The sequence below is a fragment of the Streptosporangium sp. NBC_01639 genome (genome assembly GCF_045209755.1).
Lineage (GTDB): Bacteria > Actinomycetota > Actinomycetes > Streptosporangiales > Streptosporangiaceae > Streptosporangium.
Window position 1 is genome coordinate 6009092 of sequence record NZ_CP109272.1, and the last position, 20990, is coordinate 6030081.

The 20990-nt window shown below is 69.2% G+C and carries 16 protein-coding genes; 7 read left to right on the forward strand and 9 right to left on the reverse strand.

Annotated features, from left to right (window positions below):
- Window positions 1-34 precede the first annotated feature (34 nt).
- Window positions 35-949: a helix-turn-helix transcriptional regulator gene (locus OHA77_RS27510; RefSeq protein ID WP_406312329.1), complete on the reverse strand. Its 915-nt coding sequence runs from the start codon at window positions 947-949 to the stop codon at window positions 35-37.
- Window positions 950-1079: 130 nt separating this feature from the next.
- Here OHA77_RS27510 and OHA77_RS27515 point away from each other — a divergent pair, with 130 nt between their 5' ends.
- Window positions 1080-1856, forward strand: coding sequence for an NAD(P)H-dependent oxidoreductase (locus tag OHA77_RS27515; RefSeq protein ID WP_406312330.1), 777 nt, complete (start codon window positions 1080-1082; stop codon window positions 1854-1856).
- A gap of 81 nt (window positions 1857-1937) precedes the next feature.
- On the opposite strand, the gene OHA77_RS27520 is transcribed toward OHA77_RS27515, so the two are convergent.
- The 3 genes from OHA77_RS27520 to OHA77_RS27530 all read right to left on the reverse strand — a co-directional run bounded on the left by OHA77_RS27520 (window position 1938) and on the right by OHA77_RS27530 (window position 5367).
- Window positions 1938-2789, reverse strand: coding sequence for an alpha/beta fold hydrolase (locus OHA77_RS27520; RefSeq protein ID WP_406312331.1), 852 nt, complete (start codon window positions 2787-2789; stop codon window positions 1938-1940).
- Window positions 2790-2905: 116 nt separating this feature from the next.
- Window positions 2906-4480, reverse strand: a complete 1575-nt coding sequence (locus OHA77_RS27525) for a hypothetical protein (protein WP_406312332.1) — start codon at window positions 4478-4480, stop codon at window positions 2906-2908.
- Window positions 4481-4671: 191 nt separating this feature from the next.
- Window positions 4672-5367, reverse strand: a complete 696-nt coding sequence (locus OHA77_RS27530; RefSeq protein ID WP_406312333.1) for a ThuA domain-containing protein — start codon at window positions 5365-5367, stop codon at window positions 4672-4674.
- An 81-nt stretch (window positions 5368-5448) separates the two neighbouring features.
- Here OHA77_RS27530 and OHA77_RS27535 point away from each other — a divergent pair, with 81 nt between their 5' ends.
- Window positions 5449-5682 (forward strand): hypothetical protein, encoded by a 234-nt coding sequence (locus OHA77_RS27535; protein WP_406312334.1) that lies wholly within the window; start codon window positions 5449-5451, stop codon window positions 5680-5682.
- 33 nt (window positions 5683-5715) lie between these two features.
- On the opposite strand, the gene OHA77_RS27540 is transcribed toward OHA77_RS27535, so the two are convergent.
- Entirely contained in the window at window positions 5716-6213 is a 498-nt protein-coding gene (locus tag OHA77_RS27540) for a hypothetical protein (RefSeq protein ID WP_406312336.1), read from the reverse strand.
- A gap of 213 nt (window positions 6214-6426) precedes the next feature.
- On the opposite strand from OHA77_RS27540, the gene OHA77_RS27545 reads away from it, so the two are divergent.
- Window positions 6427-7335: a MerR family transcriptional regulator gene (locus tag OHA77_RS27545; RefSeq protein ID WP_406312337.1), complete on the forward strand. Its 909-nt coding sequence runs from the start codon at window positions 6427-6429 to the stop codon at window positions 7333-7335.
- A gap of 112 nt (window positions 7336-7447) precedes the next feature.
- Here OHA77_RS27545 and OHA77_RS27550 read toward each other — a convergent pair whose 3' ends face one another.
- The 3 genes from OHA77_RS27550 to OHA77_RS27560 are packed head-to-tail and all read right to left on the reverse strand — an operon-like array spanning window position 7448 to window position 12722.
- Entirely contained in the window at window positions 7448-8761 is a 1314-nt protein-coding gene (locus OHA77_RS27550; RefSeq protein WP_406312339.1) for a maltokinase N-terminal cap-like domain-containing protein, read from the reverse strand.
- Between the two features lie 4 nt (window positions 8762-8765).
- Window positions 8766-10469 carry a maltose alpha-D-glucosyltransferase gene (treS, locus tag OHA77_RS27555; protein ID WP_326825288.1) on the reverse strand — a complete coding sequence of 568 codons (1704 nt, stop codon included), beginning with the start codon at window positions 10467-10469 and terminating at the stop codon, window positions 8766-8768.
- 45 nt (window positions 10470-10514) lie between these two features.
- The gene (locus tag OHA77_RS27560) at window positions 10515-12722 is read right to left on the reverse strand and encodes an alpha-1,4-glucan--maltose-1-phosphate maltosyltransferase (protein WP_406312340.1); all 2208 of its coding nucleotides are present in this window, start codon (window positions 12720-12722) and stop codon (window positions 10515-10517) included.
- Window positions 12723-13074: 352 nt separating this feature from the next.
- Here OHA77_RS27560 and glgP point away from each other — a divergent pair, with 352 nt between their 5' ends.
- On the forward strand, window positions 13075-15657 hold the full coding sequence (glgP, locus tag OHA77_RS27565) for an alpha-glucan family phosphorylase (protein ID WP_406312341.1): 2583 nt from the start codon (window positions 13075-13077) through the stop codon (window positions 15655-15657).
- 121 nt (window positions 15658-15778) lie between these two features.
- Here glgP and OHA77_RS27570 read toward each other — a convergent pair whose 3' ends face one another.
- Window positions 15779-17713, reverse strand: a complete 1935-nt coding sequence (locus OHA77_RS27570; protein WP_406312343.1) for an N-acetylmuramoyl-L-alanine amidase — start codon at window positions 17711-17713, stop codon at window positions 15779-15781.
- Between the two features lie 283 nt (window positions 17714-17996).
- On the opposite strand from OHA77_RS27570, the gene OHA77_RS27575 reads away from it, so the two are divergent.
- The 3 genes from OHA77_RS27575 (at window position 17997) to OHA77_RS27585 (ending at window position 20961) form a co-directional block, all read left to right on the forward strand.
- A complete protein-coding gene (locus OHA77_RS27575; RefSeq protein WP_406312344.1) occupies window positions 17997-18227 on the forward strand; it encodes a ribbon-helix-helix protein, CopG family in 231 nt (76 codons plus the stop codon).
- Entirely contained in the window at window positions 18227-18658 is a 432-nt protein-coding gene (locus OHA77_RS27580) for a TA system VapC family ribonuclease toxin (RefSeq protein ID WP_406312345.1), read from the forward strand. The genes OHA77_RS27575 and OHA77_RS27580 overlap by 1 nt, the downstream gene beginning before the upstream one ends.
- Before the next feature lie 167 nt (window positions 18659-18825).
- Entirely contained in the window at window positions 18826-20961 is a 2136-nt protein-coding gene (locus OHA77_RS27585) for a glycogen debranching N-terminal domain-containing protein (RefSeq protein WP_406312346.1), read from the forward strand.
- The last annotated feature ends 29 nt before the right edge of the window (window positions 20962-20990 follow it).

Here is a 20990-nt window from a genome sequence, read left to right on the forward strand (position 1 = left end):
GCCAGCGCTGCAGCCTCCATCTGCACCGGACACGTCAGAAGGACGGCTCACCGTCCGAGATCCGGTCGGGGAGAGCAAACCGGTCGACTGAGGGCCGCGACCGCGGTGCGCCGGTGTCGTCGGCGCCCAGGTTGGCGAGCAGTCGAAGATTGTCCTCATCGATGCTGCCCGGTTCGGGAATCAAGGTGATCAGCTCCTGGCCGGAACCGTCCGGCAGCATGAAGCGTTCCTGATGCAACGTGATCATGCCGACCATCGGGTGCCGAAGGCGTTGCGATCCGTGACCGCGCACGCTGACCTCGGCGGCGGCCCACAGTTCGCTGAACCGGCGGCTGCCGATGGACAGCTCACCGATGAGCGCGACCAGCTCCGGGTCATCGGGGAACTCGCCGACGGCGTGGCGCAGGTGGGCCACGGTGTCGGCGGTGCACGACGGTCGATCGGCGTACAGGTCGAAGCGGTCGGCGTCGAGAAAGATCATCCTGGCCAGATTGCGGTCGTCGACCGGCACCTGGTCCAGATCGCAGTACAGCAGACCGGCCAGCCGGTTGTACGCCAGCACGTCAATGCGGTGGTTGAGGATCATCGCTGGATATTCCGACATCGTGTCGAGGAGCTGCCGCAGGTGCGGCCGCGTCGTGGCCGGATAGCTGGTCGGCTGCGGCCGGCGGTTGCGCCGTCTGGCCAGCTTGTGCAGGTGCTCGCGGGCCACGTCGTCGAGTTGCAGCGCCCGTGACAGTGCGTCCAGCACCTGCTCCGACGGTTGTGTCGCCCGGCCCTGCTCAAGCCGGGTGTAGTAATCGACGCTCACGCCCGCCAGGTGCGCCAGCTCCTCGCGTCGCAGACCGGCCACCCGTCGGCGGCCACCGACGATGACGCCGACCGATTCCGGCGGCACGTGCGCTCGACGCGACTGCAGGAATGCGCCGAGATCCCCGAGGTCATCCATACATCCCAGTATGCCCATAGATCACTCGGACCGGTCGTGACGATGGTGGCCCTGCCAGTCCTAGGAACCCGTGTCCGGTGGACAACGAGGTCTCTGGCCGATGCCCGGCGGCGGGCGCAGGATCGTCGGCATGAACGTACTGATCGTCTACGCACACCCCGACCCGAACTCGCTGACCGGCTCCCTGAAGGACCTCGCCGTCAGCGCCCTGCGCGCGGACGGCCACGATGTCGTGGTCACCGACCTGTACGCCATGAAATGGCAGGCGGCGGCCGACTTCACCGACTTCGACGACATCACCGGTCCGGATTTCATGCATGCCTCCGGAGAGGCCTACCGATCCGGGCGGCTCACCGAGGACATCCGCGCCGAACAGCAGAAGTTGCTCGACGCCGACCTGGTCATCCTGCAGTTCCCGCTGTGGTGGTTCACCGCCCCCGCGATCCTCAAGGGATGGATCGACCGGGTGTTCACCTACGACTTCGCGTACGGCGCGAAGATACCGCGTTACGGTGCGGGTCCGTTCGTCGGCAAACGCGCCATGGTCGCCACCACCGTAGGCGGCAGGATCGGGCACTACACCGAACGGGGAGTCAACGGCCCCATCGACGACCTGCTGTTCCCGATCAACCACGGCGTGCTGTCCTTCACCGGGTTCGACGTGCTGCCGCCGTTCGTCGAGCACAGTGCCGGCCACCTGGACGACCAGCACTACACCGAGATCGCCGAACGGTACCGGCAACGACTCGCGACCGCCTTCACCACCGAACCGATCCCGTACCGCCCGGAGTCCGGCGGCGACTACACCGGCCTGACATACCAGGACGGTTCGGAGCTGGTACCGGGTCGAGAATCTCCCGGCACCAGCGGATTCGCTCTGCACGTCGCCGACCCGGACCGGCGATGACGATCGTGGTCCTGCCACTCCTGGAAAGCTGACGGCGATCGCCGACGAGGTTCACGACAGCCTCCGAACCCGCCACCGGGGTCAGGGGCCGGCCGCCGTCACGGCATCGGCGAATTCTCTGGGGCATTCCAGGGGGATGAAGTGGCCGACTCCGTCGACCGGCCGGAGTTCGACATCGCTGAAGAAGGCCGTCAGCCGGTCGGACCAGTCCCGGGGGAAGAGCGGGTCGTGCTCGGGCCACAGCACGATGGCCGGGGTGGCGACGCGACGCGCCGGGTCGGGCTGGCGTTCGGCGGCCGACGCGGCGACGGTCCCGGCGCCGGCGCGGTACCAGGCGATGGAGGCGGCGAACGCCCCCGGCTCCGCGTAGTCGGTGACCAGGTGGTCGATGTCGGGCTCGAAATCCGGACCCGACCAGTGTGACCAGAAATGTGTCAGATAAGCGCGTACGGCCTCGGGCCTGCCGTCGATCAGGTGCTCGACCAGCGGCAACCGATGGAACGCCTGGTACCAGAACTCGCGCTGAGCCTGTTCGCCGAACACCCGCTCGGCGATGCCCGGCAGGGGCGGAGACAGGACCAGGCCGCCGACGAGGTCGGGACGGGTCAGCGCGACCTGCTGGGCGATCCGGCTTCCGATGTCGTACCCGCCCAGCACCGGCCGGTCGAGCCGGAGCTCCTCGATGAGGCCGACGACGCTGCGCGCCTGCCCGGCGGCGCCGTACTGCTCCGACGGGTCGGCGAGGTGTTTGTCGGACTCCCCGAATCCGCGCAGGTCGGGTACGACGAGCTGGTGGGTGGACGCGAGCAGGGGGACCACGTGCCGGTAGTCGGTCCGGTCACCGGGCCACCCGTGCAGCAGCACGACAGGTGGTCCCTCGCCCGCGACGTCGTAGCGGAGCCGGAACCCGTCCACCGTCGATGTGCTCGGCATCGCCCCTCCTCGGCGTAAGTCTCCCCGCAGGTGGGCCTCCTACTCCCGCACCCCGGGTGCCCGTCTCCGCCGGGGTGGATCACCCGATGGACAGGGTCGCCGGGTGCCGTTCGCCGTCAGCCGTCGTAACGGGTCTCGAACGTGGCGAAGGCGGCCTCCTGCCGCCACTCGGCTCTGGCTTTCGCGCTGCCCTTCAGGAACGTGCGGCAGGTCGTGGCGGGTTTGGCGCCGCCGAGGGGCGAGCCCGCGCACTCCGGCGCCGGTGTGTGGTCGTCGGTCGCCCGCCAGAGGCTGCGGCCCTGCAGGAAACTGTGGTCGAGCGCGGCCCTGGCCATGGTCCTCAGGTCGGTGTAGTGCAGCCCGTAGTCGGTGATCGCCCGGATGTACTCGTCGGTCATGTCGGTGTGTTCGATCCCCGCGTCGTCGGTGACGAGGGCGACGGGCACGCCCGCCTTGCGGTATGTCGCGAACGGGTGCCGGGCCCCGCACACCCGGAGGATCTGGCAGTCGCTGGTGAGGGCGATCTCGACGAGCACGTGCTTGCGGGCCATCTCGGTCAGCAGGCCGTCCGGGTCGTCCTCGCCGCTGACGTCGACGCCGTGCCCGATGCGTTCGGCGTGGCCGGTCTCCACGGCGTCGCGGATGTGGAACCGCAGGTCCGCGGCCGGAGCCAGGCCGGGAACGAGCTCACCGGCGTGCAGGGCGATGTGGGCCTTGGGGTCCTTGGGATAGAGGCTGTGCAGGTAACCGAGCATGCGCATGTGCAGCCGGTAGTCGCGCAGCGCGACCGGGTCGTCCTCCGGGGCGACGAGGTTGACGCCGACATGGCGCTTGTCGGCCTTGGCCAGCTCGAATCCCAGCACCATCTGGCCGAAGACGACCTCGGGCGCGGAGGTGCGGGTGACCTGCAAGATGAAACGGAGCGGCAGTTCGCAGCCGGGGTCGGCGCCCGTACGGCCGCAGCGGAGACCGGTGCGCATCCGGGCGATGTCCGTGTCGGCGTCCGTGCGCGCCGCTTTGACGATCTTGGCCATCGCGCCGCCGGCGAGCAGCCGGTTGCGCAGCTGCGCCAGGTCGGTGCCGGCCCCGACCTTCTTGACGAGCTTGTGGACCGCCGCCGACTGGCGGGACAGCATGACCTCCAGCGCGAACTCGTGCTGGGCCGCGGCCTGGGAGGCGAACGCGGCCAGCATCTCTCCCTTGTGGGAGCTCGCGGCCTCGAACTTGCCGAACGCCGCGAAGAAGTGGTCGCGGCCCGATTCGGTCCCCGGGGTGAACCCCCGCATCGACCACGCTCGCATGACCTCGTCGGCGAAGCGCGTGTCGGTGGTCGCGTCCTTGGCCGGTCGCCGGCCGGTACCGCACGGTGCCGCCGACGCGGCGAAGGAGGTGGTGTCGACGCACAGCCCGTCGCGTCCGGCGGAGCGGAGCAGGAACTCGGTGGACACGGCGCCCGACAGGTGCGCGTGCAGGTCGGCGCCCTTGGGGAGATCGGACACGAACTCCCGGAGCCGCCCCGGCTCGTGGCGGATGGCGTCAAGGTATGCCTCGACCTGGGGGACCGTACTTCGGGTGGCGACCCGCGGGACGGCGTTCCGGGCGGCACCGTCGATGGCGGACCCCGACCCCGCCACCCCTCCGGTGATCACGACCACTATCGCGATCGCGATGAAACCCCTGTTCAGTGTCATGCTCGCCAGCCAAGCATGATCTTCATGCATGGTCACCTAGCGTAGTCGATACGTTTCCCTATGTTACAGAGGGTGTGGGCATCGTGGGAAAAGCCCGGATACGCCGCCCCCGCTGTCCTGTTCGACACCGGCGTGTCAGCAGGAGCGGCCACAACCTACGATCCCGATTCCGAGGGGTGCGCTGACCGTGCTCACCGGCCGGCCCACAGCAGACCGCGCTCGACGATGGTCCGGACGTTGGGGTCCTCCAGGACCTCCACCCGGTGTCCGGGGGTGCAGACGAAGACCTTCCCCGCTCCCCACGACCGGGTCCAGACCGCCGGCGAGGTGACCGGCCGGTGCCACGGGTCGAAGTCGCGGACCGCCTGGGTGGTGGTGGCCAGCACGTCGCAGTAGTCGTCGGCCAGCACCCAGTACTGCTCGGTGACCAGGTCGAAGTCCTCGATCCCCCGGGTGATCGGGTGGTCGGCCGCCGCAGGCAGTATGTTCACCCGGTGCGGCACGTAGTTGTCGCTCTGCTCACCGGTCCGCTCGGCCTCGGGCTTCCCCGGATGGCAGGCGAACTGGCCCCCGACCAGCTGGAGGTAGTCGGGGTTGTCGCGGAAGGCGTCGGTGATGCCGCCGTGCCAGCCCGCGAAACCCGTGCCCGCCTCGACGGCGGACCGGAGCCCGCTGAGCGCGTCCGGCTCGATCGACCCCATCGAGAAGCACTGCACGACGAGGTCGACACCGCCCATGACGGAGGTGTCGGCGTAGATCCGGGGTGAGTCCTCGATGCGGACGGAGTAGCCGTTCTTCTCAAGGAAGGGGATGAACAGGTCGGTCGCCTCGACGGGCTGGTGGCCGTCCCAGCCGCCCCGCACGATGAGTGCCTGCTTCGATGTCATATGCCCTACTTTTCAGTCGATTTCAAGAAATTTCGTAGTAGTCGAGGTTCGTTGCCGAACAAGGCCGGGAGCCGGCGGCCGGTGGATCGTGTCACGGGCCGGGGCGCCTACCCGCGTATCCCGAACAGGGACCGGGTCACCCGGGTGCGCCGTACCAGCAGGTCGTACGCCGCCACGGTCAGCGTGAGCGAGACCGCGACGATCACGACGTACTTGACCGGGATCGGCGCATGCCAGCCGACCACGCCGTACGCGACCGCGACGACGATCGGCTGGTGCAGGACGTACAGCGGCAGCGCGGCGGCGGCCAGATAGCCGTACAGCCGACGCCCCCGGCCCCGCTCCTGGTTACGGCTGTCCGCCGGACCCCGCGCGGTGTCCGGCGCCGGGCGGCGGCGGTCGAGAAGAACCGCTCGTCGGCCGCGAGCACGAAGCCGTACAGGAAGAAGAGCAGGTACGCCCAGCGGCTCCAGGCGGCGAACCCCTCCTCCAAGCCCGCCAGCGCGCTGACCGCCGCGACCGGGACGGCAGGCAGCAGTATCGCGCCGCGCCGCTCCGCCGTGCTGGCCAGCCGGTCGCGGATCCGGCGGGGCCGCGCCTGCGCAGCGAATACCACGAGCCCAGGCCGGCGATGAGGAAGAGCATCGGCATCGCCCACACCACGCCGAGGCCGGCGAGGATCGTGGTCACCTCGGTGGTGTCGGCGTTCTTGACGTAGTAGTCGTCGCGCGTGTCGAACACCAGCGCCGAGTGGAAGAACACCAGTCCGACCACCACAAGGGTGCGGATCGCATCCAGCTCCGGTCGCCGCACCGTCGGGGGTGGTCCGGTGGGCTCGGTCGTCATCGAATCTCCTTGAGCGTGGAGACCCCGGGCTTCGGCCGTGGGGAGGAGTCGAGCCGCCTCCGCCGTCTCGGTCCGACTCCGGTGCCGTCGTGCGCATCGGGACCAGTCTCGGGCCTGTCCGGTACCGGGCGCCATGGGGAAATCGTCGGACGGTAGAACTCCGCGCGATAATGAATTTGAGTCTCCAGTGGCTGGAAGGTCGAAGCTGGTCCCGTGAACGACCGCACCGAGCTGTTCACCATCGGACAGCTCGCCCATCGCACCGGCCTGCCGGTGCGGACCATCCGTTTCTGGTCCGACATCGGCGTCGTTCCGCCGACGTGTCGCTCGGCCGGCGGTTACCGGCTCTACGACGCCGAGGCGGCGGCCCGCCTGGACCTGGTTCGGACGCTCCGCGAACTGGGCCTGGACCTGGACACGGTCCGGCGGGTGCTGCGCGGGAAGGGCACCGTCGCCGACCTCGCCGGGGCACACGCCGACGCCCTGGACGCGGAGATCCGGATCCTCCAGTTACGGCGCGCGGTGCTGCGGTCGGTCGCACGCAGAGGAAGCACCACCGAGGAGATGAGACTCATGCACAAGCTTTCCCGGCTGTCCGCACAGGAGCGGCAGCGCGTCATCGACGACTTCGTCGACCAGGCCTTCGCCGGTCTCGCCCCCGACGCGCCGGGGACCCACATCGCGCGGTCGATGCGCCAGATGCCGGCGGAGCTGCCGGACGACCCCACCACCGAGCAGGTGGACGCCTGGGTGGAGCTCGCCGAGCTCGTCGCCGACGAGGCGTTCCAGCAGCGTGTGCGGCAGATGGCGGTGACGGGCGCGGAGCCGGCCGAGCAGCGGCCGTACGACCCCGCACCGGTCCTGGAGCACGCCGGTGGCGCGGTGGCGGCGGGGATCGCCCCGGACTCCGCCGAGGGCGGGGCCGTCCTCGGCCGGATCGTCGACGCCGCCACCCCCGCCGACGAGCGCGTACGGCTGGCCGACCAGCTGGAGACGTTCACCGACCGGCGAGTGGAGCGCTACTGGCAGCTGATGGGGATCATCAATGGCCGGCCGCCGTTCCCGTCCAGCGCTCCGGCGTTCGAGTGGTTCATCGCGGCGCTGCGCGCCACGGCGGCCTGAGCCCCGGGAGCGGGAAGCCGCCGGAAACGACGGTCCTGGGACGGTCGTGGTGCGCCGTGGTAAGGAGAGATGGCGGACCGGGTCCCAACATACGACATACCACCGCAGGACGTCAGCGGCCCATCTGGAAGGCGGCCAGCGGGATGGGGAGCCAGGTCGGGCGGTTGCGGGCCTCGTAGGTGACCTCGTAGACGGCCTTCACCAGCTCCAGGGCGCGGAGCAGGACGGCGTCCTCGGCGTGCAGGCGACCGCCGCCAGCGGAGTAGCCGGCCAGGAAGGAGGAGCGGTTGAGTTCGGCCCACTCGACGGCGCGGGGGCGCAGCTCCTCGGCGTCGGGGTGGTCGGCCAGCAGGTGGCGGGCGGCGTAGTCGAACGAGCGCAGCATGCCGGCCACATCCCGCAGCGGCGAGGACAGGGCGCGGCGCTCGTCGAGGGGCTGGCCGGGCTCGCCCTCGAAGTCCAGGACGACCCAGTCGCCGGTCGTGCGCATCACCTGGCCGAGGTGGTAGTCGCCGTGGACGCGCTGGACCGGGATCTCGGAGACCACGTCGGCGACCCGCTGGTAGGCCTCCTGGGCCACCCGGGCGTGCTCGGCGAGCTCGGGCACCTCACGGATCGCGGCGGCCAGGCGGCGGCGGTGGTCCTCCATCATCTGTTTGACCTCCTGCCCGTCCATCACGTCGGTGGGGAACGCGGCGGCCAGTTCGTGGTGGACCTCGGCGGTGGCCACCCCGAGCCGGTAGGCCTCGGAGCTGAAGTCGCCGCCCGCGTCGGAGGCGGAGGGGTCGAGCGAGGCGTACAGGTCGCGGACGCTGGCCAGGGCCAGGGCCCAGCCGTCGTTGGCGGTGGCGAGGAACTCCTGGGTCATCGCCAGCGTGGTGGGCGCGCCGTCGAGCTCGGTCTCGATCCAGCCGTACGGCTGCGCGATGTGCTGGGAGCCGTGCCGGGCCAGGGCGGTGACGATCTCCAGCTCGGGGTTGAGGCCGGGGATCAGCCGGCGGAACAGCTTGCAGATGTAGGTGTCGCCGTACACCAGGGAGGTGTTGGACTGCTCGGCGCCGAGCACCAGGCTGCGCAGGGAGGTGTCGATCTCCACCCCCTCCAGGTGGCGGAAACGCAGCGGGCCGAGGTCGCGGCCCTCGGCCATCCCGGTGAGCAGGGTGGCGGTGAGGTCGGGGTCGTAGGCGGCGTCGTAGCAGCCGTCGCCGATCCGGGAGTGGCTGTAGCGGCCGGAGGTGTCTCCGTCGGTGCCGAGCAGGAGCTGGTAGCGGTCGTGCGTCCCGGCCTGATGGACCGAGATGATCAGATGACGGAGCCGGTGGGCGAGCTCGATGTCGGAGTCGACGACGAGCTCGTCTATCGGCCGCCCCTTACCGGCGAACCATCGTTGATGGGTGATCCAGCCGGTAAGGAGCTCCGTCAACACGGCTTTACGCCTCCTGGTTTGAGGGCGGCAGAGTGAACCAGTAGAACCCATGCCCAGGGAGCGTCAAAAGATACGGAAGTTCACCAATCGGTGGGAAAGGAACCCCGCCCATGGTCTCGACGGGGACGGATCCCTCGAACCGGCGCAGGTCGAGCTCCACCGGCTGCGGGAACCGCGAGAGGTTGTTCACGCACAGGATGCGGTCGTCGCCCAGCTCGCGCACGTAGGCCAGGACACTCGGGTTGGAGGAGTTGAGCTCGGTGAACGCCCCCAGCCCGAAGACCGGATGCCGCTTGCGGATGTCGATCATCCGCTTGGTCCAGTGCAGCAGCGAACCGGAGCTCTTCTGCTGCGCCTCGACGTTGATCGCCTGGTAGCCGTAGATCGGGTCCATGATGACCGGGAGATACAGCCGCCCCGGGTCGCAGTCGGAGAACCCGGCGTTGCGGTCGGGGCTCCACTGCATCGGGGTACGGACGCCGTCGCGGTCACCCAGCCAGATGTTGTCGCCCATCCCGATCTCGTCGCCGTAGTAGAGGACGGGAGATCCGGGCAGGGAGAGCAGCAGCGCGGTGAACAGCTCGATCTGGTTGCGGTCGTTCTCCAGCAGCGGTGCCAGCCGCCGCCGGATGCCGACGTTGGCCCGCATCCGGGGATCCTTGGCGTACTCGGAGTACATGTAGTCGCGCTCGTCGTCGGTCACCATCTCAAGCGTGAGCTCGTCGTGGTTGCGCAGGAAGATGCCCCACTGGCAGTTCTCGGGGATCTTCGGCGTCTGGGCCATGATCTCCGAGATCGGGTAGCGGGACTCCCGCCTGACGGCCATGAAGATGCGCGGCATCAGCGGGAAGTGGAACGCCATGTGGCACTCGTCGCCGCCGGTCGCGGGGTCGCCGAAGTATTCGACCACGTCGGCCGGCCACTGGTTGGCCTCGGCCAGCAGCACCCTGTCCGGGTAGAGGCGGTCGACCTCGGCCCTGACCCGCTTGAGGTATTCGTGAGTCCTGGGCAGGTTCTCGCAGTTCGTGCCGTCCTGCTCGAACAGGTAGGGGATGGCGTCCATCCGGAAGCCGTCGATGCCGAGGTCGAGCCAGAACCGCAGCACCTCCAGCATCGCGTCCTGGACATCCGGGTTCTCGTAGTTGAGGTCCGGCTGGTGGGAGAAGAACCTGTGCCAGTAGTACTGGCCCCGCACCGGATCGTGCGACCAGTTGGACGTCTCGGTGTCGATGAAGATGACCCGGGCGTCCTGGTACCTCTCGTCGGAGTCGCTCCAGACGTAGAAGTCGCCGAACGGCCCCTCGGGGTCGTGGCGGGAGGCCTGGAACCAGGGGTGCTGGTCGCTGGTGTGGTTCATCACCAGGTCGGCGATGACGCGCATGCCCCGCTTGTGCGCTTCGTCCACCAGTTTCACGAAGTCCCCGAGATCCCCGAACTCGGGAAGGATCTTCATGAAGTCCGCGATGTCGTAACCACCGTCGCGGAGCGGAGACTCGTACAGGGGCAGCAGCCAGAGGCAGTCCACCCCCAGCCACTGGAGATAGTCCAGCCGGTTGATGAGACCGCGGATGTCTCCGGTGCCGTCTCCGTTGGAATCGGCGAATCCCCGGATGAGCACCTCATAGAAAACGGCGCGCTTGAACCAGTAGGGATCGCGCGGCTTCTCCTCGTCGAAGGTGTTCGGAATGGGCTCAGGTAGCTGACTCACCAGTGGACTCCCCGCTGTTCTGCCGGTATCGCGCACCCGGCCGGCTCACCGCTGGTTCGCCGTCGCGGCACGCAAAGTGAAGATGTGCGCTGGGTGGATATGGGGATCGAGGCGCACGTAGTTGTCCTGCCGCCAGCGATACGACTCGCCCGACAGTTCGTCGTCCACGACGAACTCGGCACGCCAGTCGAGACCGAGGGCCGGCATGTCCAAGGACACCGTGGCCTCATGGGTGTTGTGTGGATCAAGGTTCACGACCGTCAGAACCACGTCGCCCATGCCGTGCCGTCGTGTGGCCGTGTCATGGGCGCCGGGCAGCCGCTTGGAGAAGCAGACCACGTCCGGATGGTCGACGCTATGGAACCGTAGGTTACGCAGTTCCTGGAGCGCCGGGTGTGCTCTTCGCAACAAATTAAGTTGCGTGATGAAGGGAGCCAGGCTAAGGCCCTCACGTTCGGCTGCTGCCCAATCGCGAGGTTTGTACTGATATTTCTCGCTATCTAGGTATTCTTCACTACCCGGACGAACCGGGGCATTCTCCGCAAGTTCATATCCGGCGTATACCCCCCAGGTCGGCATCGCCATCGCCGCGAGGACCGCTCTGATGCGAAATGCCGGGACTCCCCCGTGCTGGAGGTATTCGTGGAGAATATCGGGGGTATTGACGAATACGTTCGGGCGCAGGAAGTGCGACGTCTCGCCGGAGAGCTCGCCCAGGTAGTCCTCGACCTCCTGCCTGGAGTTCTTCCAGGTGTAGTAGGTGTAGGACTGGTGGAAACCGACCCTGGCCAGCGCCTGCATCATCGGCGGGCGGGTGAAGGCCTCGGCCAGGAACAGCACGTCCGGGTCGGTGGAGTTGATGTCGGCCAGCAGCCGCTCCCAGAACGCCACCGGCTTGGTGTGCGGGTTGTCCACCCGGAAGATCCGTACGCCGTGGTCCATCCAGAGCCGGACCACCCGCTTGACCTCGGCGTAGATGCCCTCCGGATCCTTGTCGAAGTTCAGTGGGTAGATGTCCTGATACTTCTTCGGCGGGTTCTCCGCGTAGGCGATGGAGCCGTCGGCGCGGATGTTGAACCACTCCGGGTGCTCCTTGACCCACGGGTGGTCGGGCGCGCACTGCAGGGCGAAGTCGAGGGCGACCTCCATGCCGAGCTCGCGGGTCCTGGCCACGAAGGCGTCGAAGTCGTCGAAGCTGCCGAGATCGGGGTGGATGGCGTCGTGGCCGCCCTCCTCGGAGCCGATCGCCCAGGGGGAGCCGGGGTCGTAGGACTCGGGCGTCAGGGTGTTGTTACGGCCCTTGCGGAAACTGCGGCCGATCGGGTGGATCGGCGGCAGGTAGACGACGTCGAAGCCCATTTTGGCGACCGCGGGCAGCCGCTTCGCAGCAGTCGTGAAATTTCCGGACTTGGGGGCGGTGCTCTGTTCGACGATCGCCCCCTCGGAGCGCGGGAAGAACTCGTACCACGATCCGAACAGCGCCCTGCGCCGGTCGACCCGGATCATCCGCCGGGGCGACTTCGTCACCAGGTCGCGCAGCGGGTGCGCGTGCAGCAGCTCGGCCGTCTCCGGAAGCTGGGCTATCGAGAACCGGGCGCGCGGGTCGAGATCCCGGTCGCGCAGCTTGGCCGCCACCGCCAGGAACGCGGCCCGGTGCCCGCAGACATGGACGTCCGCGGCCGCCTCCAGCACCGCCGCCTCGGCCCGCCCGGTGCTCAGGGTCACGCCGCGGGCGGCCTTCCCCGGAGTCTTCGCCCCCTTCGCCGTCCTGCCGTTCGCCGTTCTGCCCTTCGCGGCCCCGCCGCCCGCGGCTCCGGGCCTGGCGGCGGGTCTGCGGGGCACACCTCCGCAGTCCGCGGGCCGTACGGCCCTGGCGGCGCGTTCGAAGAGCCGGGCGCCCTCCTCGCACATGAGCTCGGCGTCCATGTCGCGTGGGATCTTGATGCCCGCGTCATGGAACCAGGTGGCCATGGGGTCGCTCCACGCCTCGACGCGGAAGTGCCAGTCGCCCTCGGTGGGCAGCGTCACCTCGACGCCCCAGCGGTCGGTGCCCGGAGCATGCTCACTCATGCGCAGCAGCGGGCCGCGCACGCCGTCGGGACCGATGAGAACGGCTCCGGCGGCCACCGCGTCGTGTCCCTCCCGGAACACGGTGGCGGCGATCTCGAAGGTCTCGCCCGCGGCAGCCTTGGCGGGGCGGCGCCCGCAGTCGACCGTGGGCTGGATGTCCTGGATTGGGATTCGTCCGATCATCGCGTCTCAAGGTAGCGACGGCACGCCCGGTACCGCCGGAGAAAGTCGGCAAAAAAGATCTTCGCGTTTTCAAACACCCCGCCATCGGCCCCGGGGGCGGGTCGGCGTCCCGCTCCCCCTGCGAACGGCCGGGTCCGGGGAGCAGAGCACTGCAGTCCATAGATGCGTTGCCCTAATAGTCCATCTTCATGCCTGTCGGAGGAAGAATGCGGGACCTCTTCCTCCCGGCGCGTTGCACTGGGCCACGATCAACCTGACTTCGGGGTGTTTGGGGGCTATTGATAGCGGTGAGGGGGAGTCGCGTGAGTGTTGGGGTCGCCCTCGTGGCGCTGAGTAACTAGGGTCTGGCAGCGTGAGAGCAATCCGCAGGTTCACCGTCCGCACCGTCCTTCCTCCGGAGCTGGCCTCCCTCGGCGAGCTTGTCCACAATCTTCGTTGGTCGTGGCATCCCGAGACGCTTGATCTCTTCGCCGAGGTCGACCCGGTCGTCTGGGAGCGTGTAGGCCACGACCCGGTCGCCCTGCTAGGCGCCGTCGACCCGGCGCGCCTGCGCGAGCTGGCCGCCGACCGCCGGTTCCTCCGGCGGGTCGCCGACGCGGCGGACGACCTCCGTGAGTACATGACCGCGCCGCGGTGGTATCAGACGATTCCCGACGCCCCACGGGCCGTCGCCTACTTTTCGCCCGAGTACGGCATCGCCGCCGCCCTGCCGCAGTACTCCGGCGGCCTGGGCATCCTCGCCGGCGACCATCTCAAGACGGCCAGCGACCTCGGCGTGCCGATCCTGGCCGTCGGCCTGCTGTACCGCCACGGCTACTTCACCCAGTCCCTCTCGCCGGAGGGCTGGCAGCTGGAGCACTACCCGTCCCTCGATCCCGGCGGCCTGCCGCTGACCCTCCTCAAGGAGGAGGACGGCACACCGGTGCGCGTCGGCATCACCCTGCCCGAGCACCGCACGCTGCACGCCCAGGTCTGGGTGGCCCAGGTGGGCCGGGTGCCGCTGCTGCTGCTCGACTCCGACGTGGCCGAGAACGACAACGCCGCCCGGGACGTCACCGACCGCCTGTACGGCGGCGGCACCGACCACCGGCTGATGCAGGAGCTGCTGCTCGGCGTCGGCGGCGTCCGCGCCATCCGGGCCTACTCCCGGGTCAGCGGCCACCCCGAGCCCGAGGTGTTCCACACCAACGAGGGCCACGCGGGCTTCCTCGGGCTGGAGCGCATCCGCGAGCTCACCGAGAGCAGGCTCTCCTTCGACGAGGCTCTGGAGGCGGTCCGCGCCGGGACGGTCTTCACCACCCACACCCCCGTCCCCGCCGGCATCGACCGCTTCCCGAGCGACATGATCGCCCGCCAGTTCGGCGGCGACAACGCCTGGCCGACGGTCCCGGTGGACCGCATCCTGGCACTCGGCGCCGAGGACGAGCCGGGCAAGTTCAACATGGCCGCCATGGGCATGCGGCTGGCCCAGCGGGTCAACGGCGTCTCGGAGCTGCACGGCGAGGTCAGCCGGGAGATGTTCCAAGGCCTGTGGCCGGGCTTCGACCTCGACGAGATCCCGATCGGCTCGATCACCAACGGCGTGCACGCGCCCACCTGGGTCGGCCGCGAGATCATGGAGCTGGCCGGCCGCGAGCTGCCCACGCTGGTCGAGCGGGCCCAGGGCTGGGAGGGCGTCAACAAGATCTCCGACGCCGACATCTGGGAGATCCGCGGGCGGCTGCGGGCCCGGCTGGTCGAGGGGGCCCGCGAGCGGCTGCGCCGTTCCTGGCTCGACCGGGGCGCCTCCAAGGCCGAGCTCGGCTGGATCGACGACGCCCTCGACCCGAACGTGCTGACCATCGGATTCGCCCGCCGGGTCCCCTCCTACAAGCGGCTCACCCTGATGCTGTGCGACCCCGACCGGCTCCGCGAGCTGCTGCTCGACCCGGACAAGCCGGTCCAGATCGTGATCGCGGGCAAGGCGCACCCGGCCGACGAGGGCGGCAAGAAGCTCATCCAGCAGATCGTGAAGTTCGCCGACTCCGAGGGCGTCCGGCACCGCATCGTCTTCCTGCCCGACTACGACATGGCCCTGGGCCAGCTGCTCGTCCAGGGCTGCGACGTATGGATGAACAACCCGCTGCGCCCGCTGGAGGCGTGCGGCACGTCCGGGATGAAGGCCGCGCTGAATGGCGGGCTCAACCTGTCGATCCGCGACGGCTGGTGGGACGAGTGGTACGACGGCACCAACGGCTGGGCCATCCCCACCGCCGACGGCGTCACCGACCCCGACCGCCGTGACGAGCTGGAGGCCGGCGCGCTCTACGACCTGATCGACCACGAGGTGGCCGACCGGTTCTACGACCGCGCCTCCGACGGCCTGCCGCTGCGCTGGCTGGAGATGGTCCGGCACACCCTGACCTCCCTCGGTCCCAAGGTGCTGGCCGGCCGGATGCTCCGCGACTACGTGGTCGGCCTCTACACCCCGGCGGCCGAGTCCGCGCGGGCTCTGCTGGCGGACGGGTACGAGCCGGCCAAGGCCTTCGCCGCGTGGCGGCTGAAGGTCTCCCAGGCGTGGCCGGGGATCCGGGTCGAACACGTCGAGGCCTCCAACCTGGCGGACACCCCCGAGGTGGGGGCGGCGCTGGAGCTGCGGGCCACCATCGCCCTGGGCGAGCTGGAGCCCGGCGACATCCGGGTCCAGGCCGCCTACGGCCTGGTCGGACTGCACGACGAGCTGGTCGGCCCGGCGTACGCGGACCTCGCCCTGGAGACGGTCGGCGACGACGGCAAGGCCGTCTTCGGCGGCACCATCCCGCTGGACCGCACCGGAGCCTTCGGCTACACCGTCCGGGTCGTCCCCAGCCATCCCCTGATGGCGGCGCCCTCCGAGCTCGGCCTGATCGCCGTGCCGGAGGAACCCGCGGGAATGACCAACGGCACCCTGCGCTGAGGCGGGCGGCCGGACGGGTGAGAAACCCCGTCCGGCCGGGGCCGTCGGGCTGTGAGATGAGCGGGCCGGGGGAGCGGGGCGCACGCCCGGTTCCCCCGGCCCGCTCGGGGCCGTTCCGGGATCAGGCGACGGACACCACGACGTCGTCGGCGTTGACGAACATCACCCGGTGGCCGAACTGGATCTGGTAGTACTTCAGCTTGCCGCGGACCACCAGGTGCTGGGACGCGTCGAAGGTCACCGCCCGGTAGTACTCACTCTGGGCGGCGAGGCCGAGGGTGTAACGCTGGCCCGCGGCGAACGTGTACTGCAGCGGGGTGACCGCCTGGTACGGCACGCCCGCCGGGTAGGCCTCCGCCTCCGGGTACGCCCTGCCGTACACCGGGATGCTCGCGAGACCGGGCTTGGGCGTCACCACCAGGCCGCGCGAGGGGACCGCGGTGGGCTGGGCGGCCGGGTTGTGGAACCAGGCCTTCTGGCCGAGATACCAGATCGCCGTCCAGTCGCCCTGCCGGTCGGCCAGGGCGTAGCGCTGGCCGGTGTTGGCGCGGGCGCTGTGGTCGAAGACGCTGTAGAGCGAGTCGCCGGTCGGGTGCTTGCCGATGTCCTTGACCAGCGGGGCGTCCTCGCGCGGCTCGGTGCGCAGCCAGACCGACGACGAGCCCTGCGGCACGCAGTCGGCCGACGGGTTCTTGCGGTCGCAGCCGTAGTAGTACGGCTGGTTCTTGTCGAAGTCGGGCAGGATCATCACCGACTCCGCCTTGGGCCCGCCGGAGCCGTGCAGCGGCCTGCCGAGCAGCTCGAAGTAGTGCGCCCAGTCCCAGAAGGGGCCCGGGTCCTCGTGCATGCCCCGCACGGTGCTCGGAATGGTGCCCGGCACGTTGTCGTGGCCGATGATGTGCGCGCGGTCCAGCGGGACGCCGTGCCGCAGGGCCAGGTAACGCACCAGCCTGGCCGAGGTGCGGTACATCGCCTCGGTGTACCAGGCGGCGCCCTCGCCGAGGAAGCCCTCGTGCTCAAGGCCGATGGACTTGGAGTTGATGTACCAGTTGCCCGCGTGCCAGGCGACGTCCTTGGTCTTGACGTGCTGGGCGATGTGGCCGTCGTTGGACCGCAGCGAGTAGTGCCAGCTCACGTAGGTGGGGTCCTGGACCAGCCGCACGGAGGGGTCGAAGTAGCCCTCCATGTCGTGGATGACGATGTATTCGACCTTCTGGCTCCGCGGCCGGTCGGCCAGGTCGTGGTTGCCGTAGTCGTCGTTCGGCAGGGCCTGGTAGGGCGCCGGGACCCACTCGCACGAGATCGTGGGCGGGCACTCGACGCCGTCGCGGCGGGCCGGGTGCAGCCCGAGCCTCTCCAGCCACTTCTCGATCTTCTTCAGGCCGGGCACCGCCTTCAGGCCGACTTTCTGCCCGTCGTCGGTGACCCGCTCGGCGCCGGACTCGATCGTGGCGTACACCTCGTCGGCGAAGAACTTCGCCGCGTCGGCCTCGTCGGCGCCCGAGTAGCGGGCCACCGCGCCGTACCACTCGGCCGGGTCGGCGCTGAGCGGCGCGCCGAGCTGCTTCTGGTAGTCGGCCAGCAGCGCGGCGCCGCCGCGGATGTTGGCGGCCGGGTCCGCGCGCAGTTCCTCGCGGCTCGCGCCGGTGAGTTCGGCGGCCTTCTCCAGCGTCCGGAGGGAGGCGGGGATCGCGGCGGGCGCCGCCAGGTGCTCGCGCAGCGTGAGCGGTCGGCTGTCGTCGCCGCGGGGATCCTCCTCGCCCTGACCGTGGTGGTCGGCGGCGGGCGCCGTGTTGAGCGCGGCGGCGTCGGTGAGGTGCATGGGGCCGAAACCGGCGGAGTTGCTCGGCAGGCCCGCGTTGGCGTCCCAGCGGGACTCCAGGTAGGACACGCCGAGCAGGACGCTCTCGGGCACGTCGTAGGTTTCGGCCGCCTGGGTGAAGGCCGCCTGCCGGTCGTCGGGAGCCGCCTGGGCCGACGCCGGCTGGATGAGGGCGAGGCCGCCGACGGCCATGACGGCGGCGACCGCCATCCGGAGCGGCGTGGATCGTTGCATGGGGGTGCTCCTCGGCTGGGGGATCCGGTGCAAGTCAGACTGCGAAGTTAAGATCGCGATGTCAATAAGTTTCTTCATATTTGTGACGGTTAGCGAAGAATTCCTTCACCATCCGGGGTCGACGAGGTTGAGCCGCCCCTGGCCCGTCCCGGTGAGCGTCAGACCTACCAGGAGGATCGGTTGCCGACAGCGCCCGATCGCAAACGGAGAGTAATCATTTGATGTAGAGTCGAGGCTCATCTTGATGCTTGATTGCAGGCATCCCTGATGTCAGGCTCATGAAATGAGGACGACTGTGCGTCTTGACGAGGATGTGATCGCCGCAGTCGAGCGGCTGAGGCATGAAAGGCATATCGGCCTCAGCGAAGCGCTCAACGAGCTCGCCCGCGCGGGCATGCGTGCCCGCCCTGAACGCCGCCCCTTCCAGCAGCGGACACGGGCGATAGGGCTGCGGGTGGATGTGTCGAATGTGGCAGAGGCCCTCGACCTGCTCGATGACCTGGATCACAGCTGATGATCGTGGACGCTAATGTCCTGCTTTATGCGGTGGACAGCGGAAACCCGTTTCACGGCGCCTCGAAAGCGTGGCTGGAAACTGCCCTCAACGGTCCGGTCCGTGTCGGCCTGCCGTGGAACTCGTTGTCCGCCTTTCTGAGAATCTCGACCCATCCACGGGCGTCGGCCAATCCGCTGGCGATAAGCGAGGCGTGGAGCTTCGTCGAAGAGTGGCTGGCTGCTGAGGCCGTATGGATTCCGGTGCCGACGAGTCGGCACGCCGAGGTGTTGCGCGAGCTTCTCGTCGATGGTGACCTAAGGGGAAACATGGTCACGGATGCTCATCTCGCCGCACTTGCGATCGAGCATGGCATGGGTGTCTGTTCTGCCGACTCCGACTTCGCCCGTTTCCCGAAGCTGGACTGGTTCAATCCGCTCACGGCCGGGTGACCTTCGGGCTGAAGAGAGTCTGGCTCGCGCGTGTCCTTCTTGGTGGGAGAAGGCGTGATAACCGTTCTGATCAGGCAAAACGTTGCGGTGAGCGGCTGATGTGCCGTTCCTCTTCCGTGTGAGGGGGGAAGTTCTCCAGGGGCATCCACTCACACCGGGAGAAGCCATTGGACGGGTGGACTTTCGAAGGTCAGCCCGGCACCCTGGGCGACACCACGGTGACCCTGGTCGAGAACGGGTCCTTCTGCGTGTGCGCCGGCAACGGCGACATCGTGCAGGGCGGAGCACAGGGGATCTTCCACGCCGACACCCGGTTGGTGTCGCGCTGGGAGCTTCGGGTGGACGAGGCGCCGGTCGAGCCGCTCACCGTGATCGCAGGTGAGCCGTACCACGCGACGTTCGTCGGCCGGGCCGCTCCCCGGCCGGGGCGGGTGGAGAGCACCCTGCTGGTGATCAGGGACCGCTATGTGGGCGCGGGCCTCCGGGAGGATCTGACCCTGCGCAACCTGTCCGACGAACCGGCCGGATGCGTGCTCGACATGTACGTCGGCTCCGACATGGCCGACCTGTTCGAGGTGAAAAGCGGCCGGGTCCACTATGTGGCCGATGTGGAGGTGACGCCCGACCGGTCAGGATTCATGATCTTCTCCGCCCTCCGGTCACGCGGCACCCGGGTACTGGCCGACCCCGCCCCGTTCGCCGTCCCCGGCATGCTCATCTTCCGGATCGTCGTTCCCGCCCGAGCCGACTGGACCGTCACCCTGCAGGTCAACCCGATCCTGGAGGGGGAGGAGACGCCAGGCTGGTTCTCCACCCGCCATCCGCTGGAGCACGCCGAGCCCGTCCGGCGCCGCGCCGACTGGCGGCGGCACAGCCCGGCCGTCAGCACCTCCAACCGTGCGCTGGCCCAGATCCTGCACCGCTCCAGGGAGGACCTCGGGGCGCTGCGGCTGTTCGATCCCGACCAGCCCGACGAACCGCCCAGCATCGCCGCGGGGGCGCCGTGGTTCATGACCCTGTTCGGCCGCGACTCGCTGCTGGCGTCCTGGATGGCGCTGCCGCTGGACCAGTCGCTGGCGATCGGCACCCTGCGGCGCCTGGCCCGGCTGCAGGGCAGGGTCGACGACCCGCTCACCGAGGAGGAGCCGGGCAAGATCCTGCACGAGCTCCGCTTCGGGGTGCAGGCCGGCGTCTCACCGCACGGGGGCCTCGCCTACTACGGGTCGGTCGACTCCAGCCCGCTGTTCGTGATGCTCCTGGGCGAGCTGCGGCGGTGGGGCCTGCACGGCAAGGAGGTCGAGGAGCTCCTGCCGCACGCCGACGACGCCCTCGACTGGATCACCAGATCCGCGGACCCCTTCCTCTTCTACCGCCGCAGGACCGACCACGGCCTGGTCAACCAGGGCTGGAAGGACTCCTTCGACGGCGTCAACTTCGCCGACGGCACCCTGGCCCGCCCGCCCATCGCCCTGGCCGAGGTCCAGGGTTACGTCTACGCCGCCTACAACGCGCGTGCCCACTTCGCGCACGAGGCCGGCGACCAGGACCGGGAGGACCACTGGATCGGCCGCGCGACCAGGATCCGGGAGGCGTTCAACGAGAGGTTCTGGCTGCCGGACCGGGGTTATTACGCCATCGGGCTCGACGGCGGAGGCCGCCCCATCGACAGCCTGGCCTCCAACATGGGGCACTGCCTGTGGACCGGCATCATCGAGAAGGACCGGGCGGCCTCCGTCGCCGGGCACCTGCTGTCTCCGGAGATGTTCACCGGGTACGGCATGCGCACCCTGGCCGCCGGAATGGGCGCCTACAACCCGATGAGCTACCACAACGGCTCGGTCTGGCCGCACGACAACTCCATCGCCGTCGCCGGCCTGATGCGCTACGGCTTCGTCGAGGAGGCGCAGCGGATCGCCTACGGCATGCTGGACGCGGCCGAGGCCTTCGGCATGCGGTTGCCGGAGCTGTTCTGCGGGTTCGACCGGGCGCAGTTCCCCATGCCGGTGCCGTATCCCACCTCCTGCTCCCCGCAGGCCTGGGCCGCCGCGACCCCCATCCACCTGGTCCGCAACCTGCTCCGTTTCGACCCGTGGGTCCCCTACGGCCAGGTCTGGCTGGACCCCACCGGCCTGGACGACATACGGATCACCGCGCTCCCCTTCGCCGACTCCCGGATCACGATCGACGTCAAGGGCGGCAAGGTGTCCGTCACCGGGCTGCCCAAGGGCATGACCCTGCGCAACGAGCCGCGCCCACCCATGTCGGCTCACTGCCGGACCTCCCCCGACACCCTGATCGGTTAATCCAGAGGTTCCCGAGGGCCGAGGGGCCC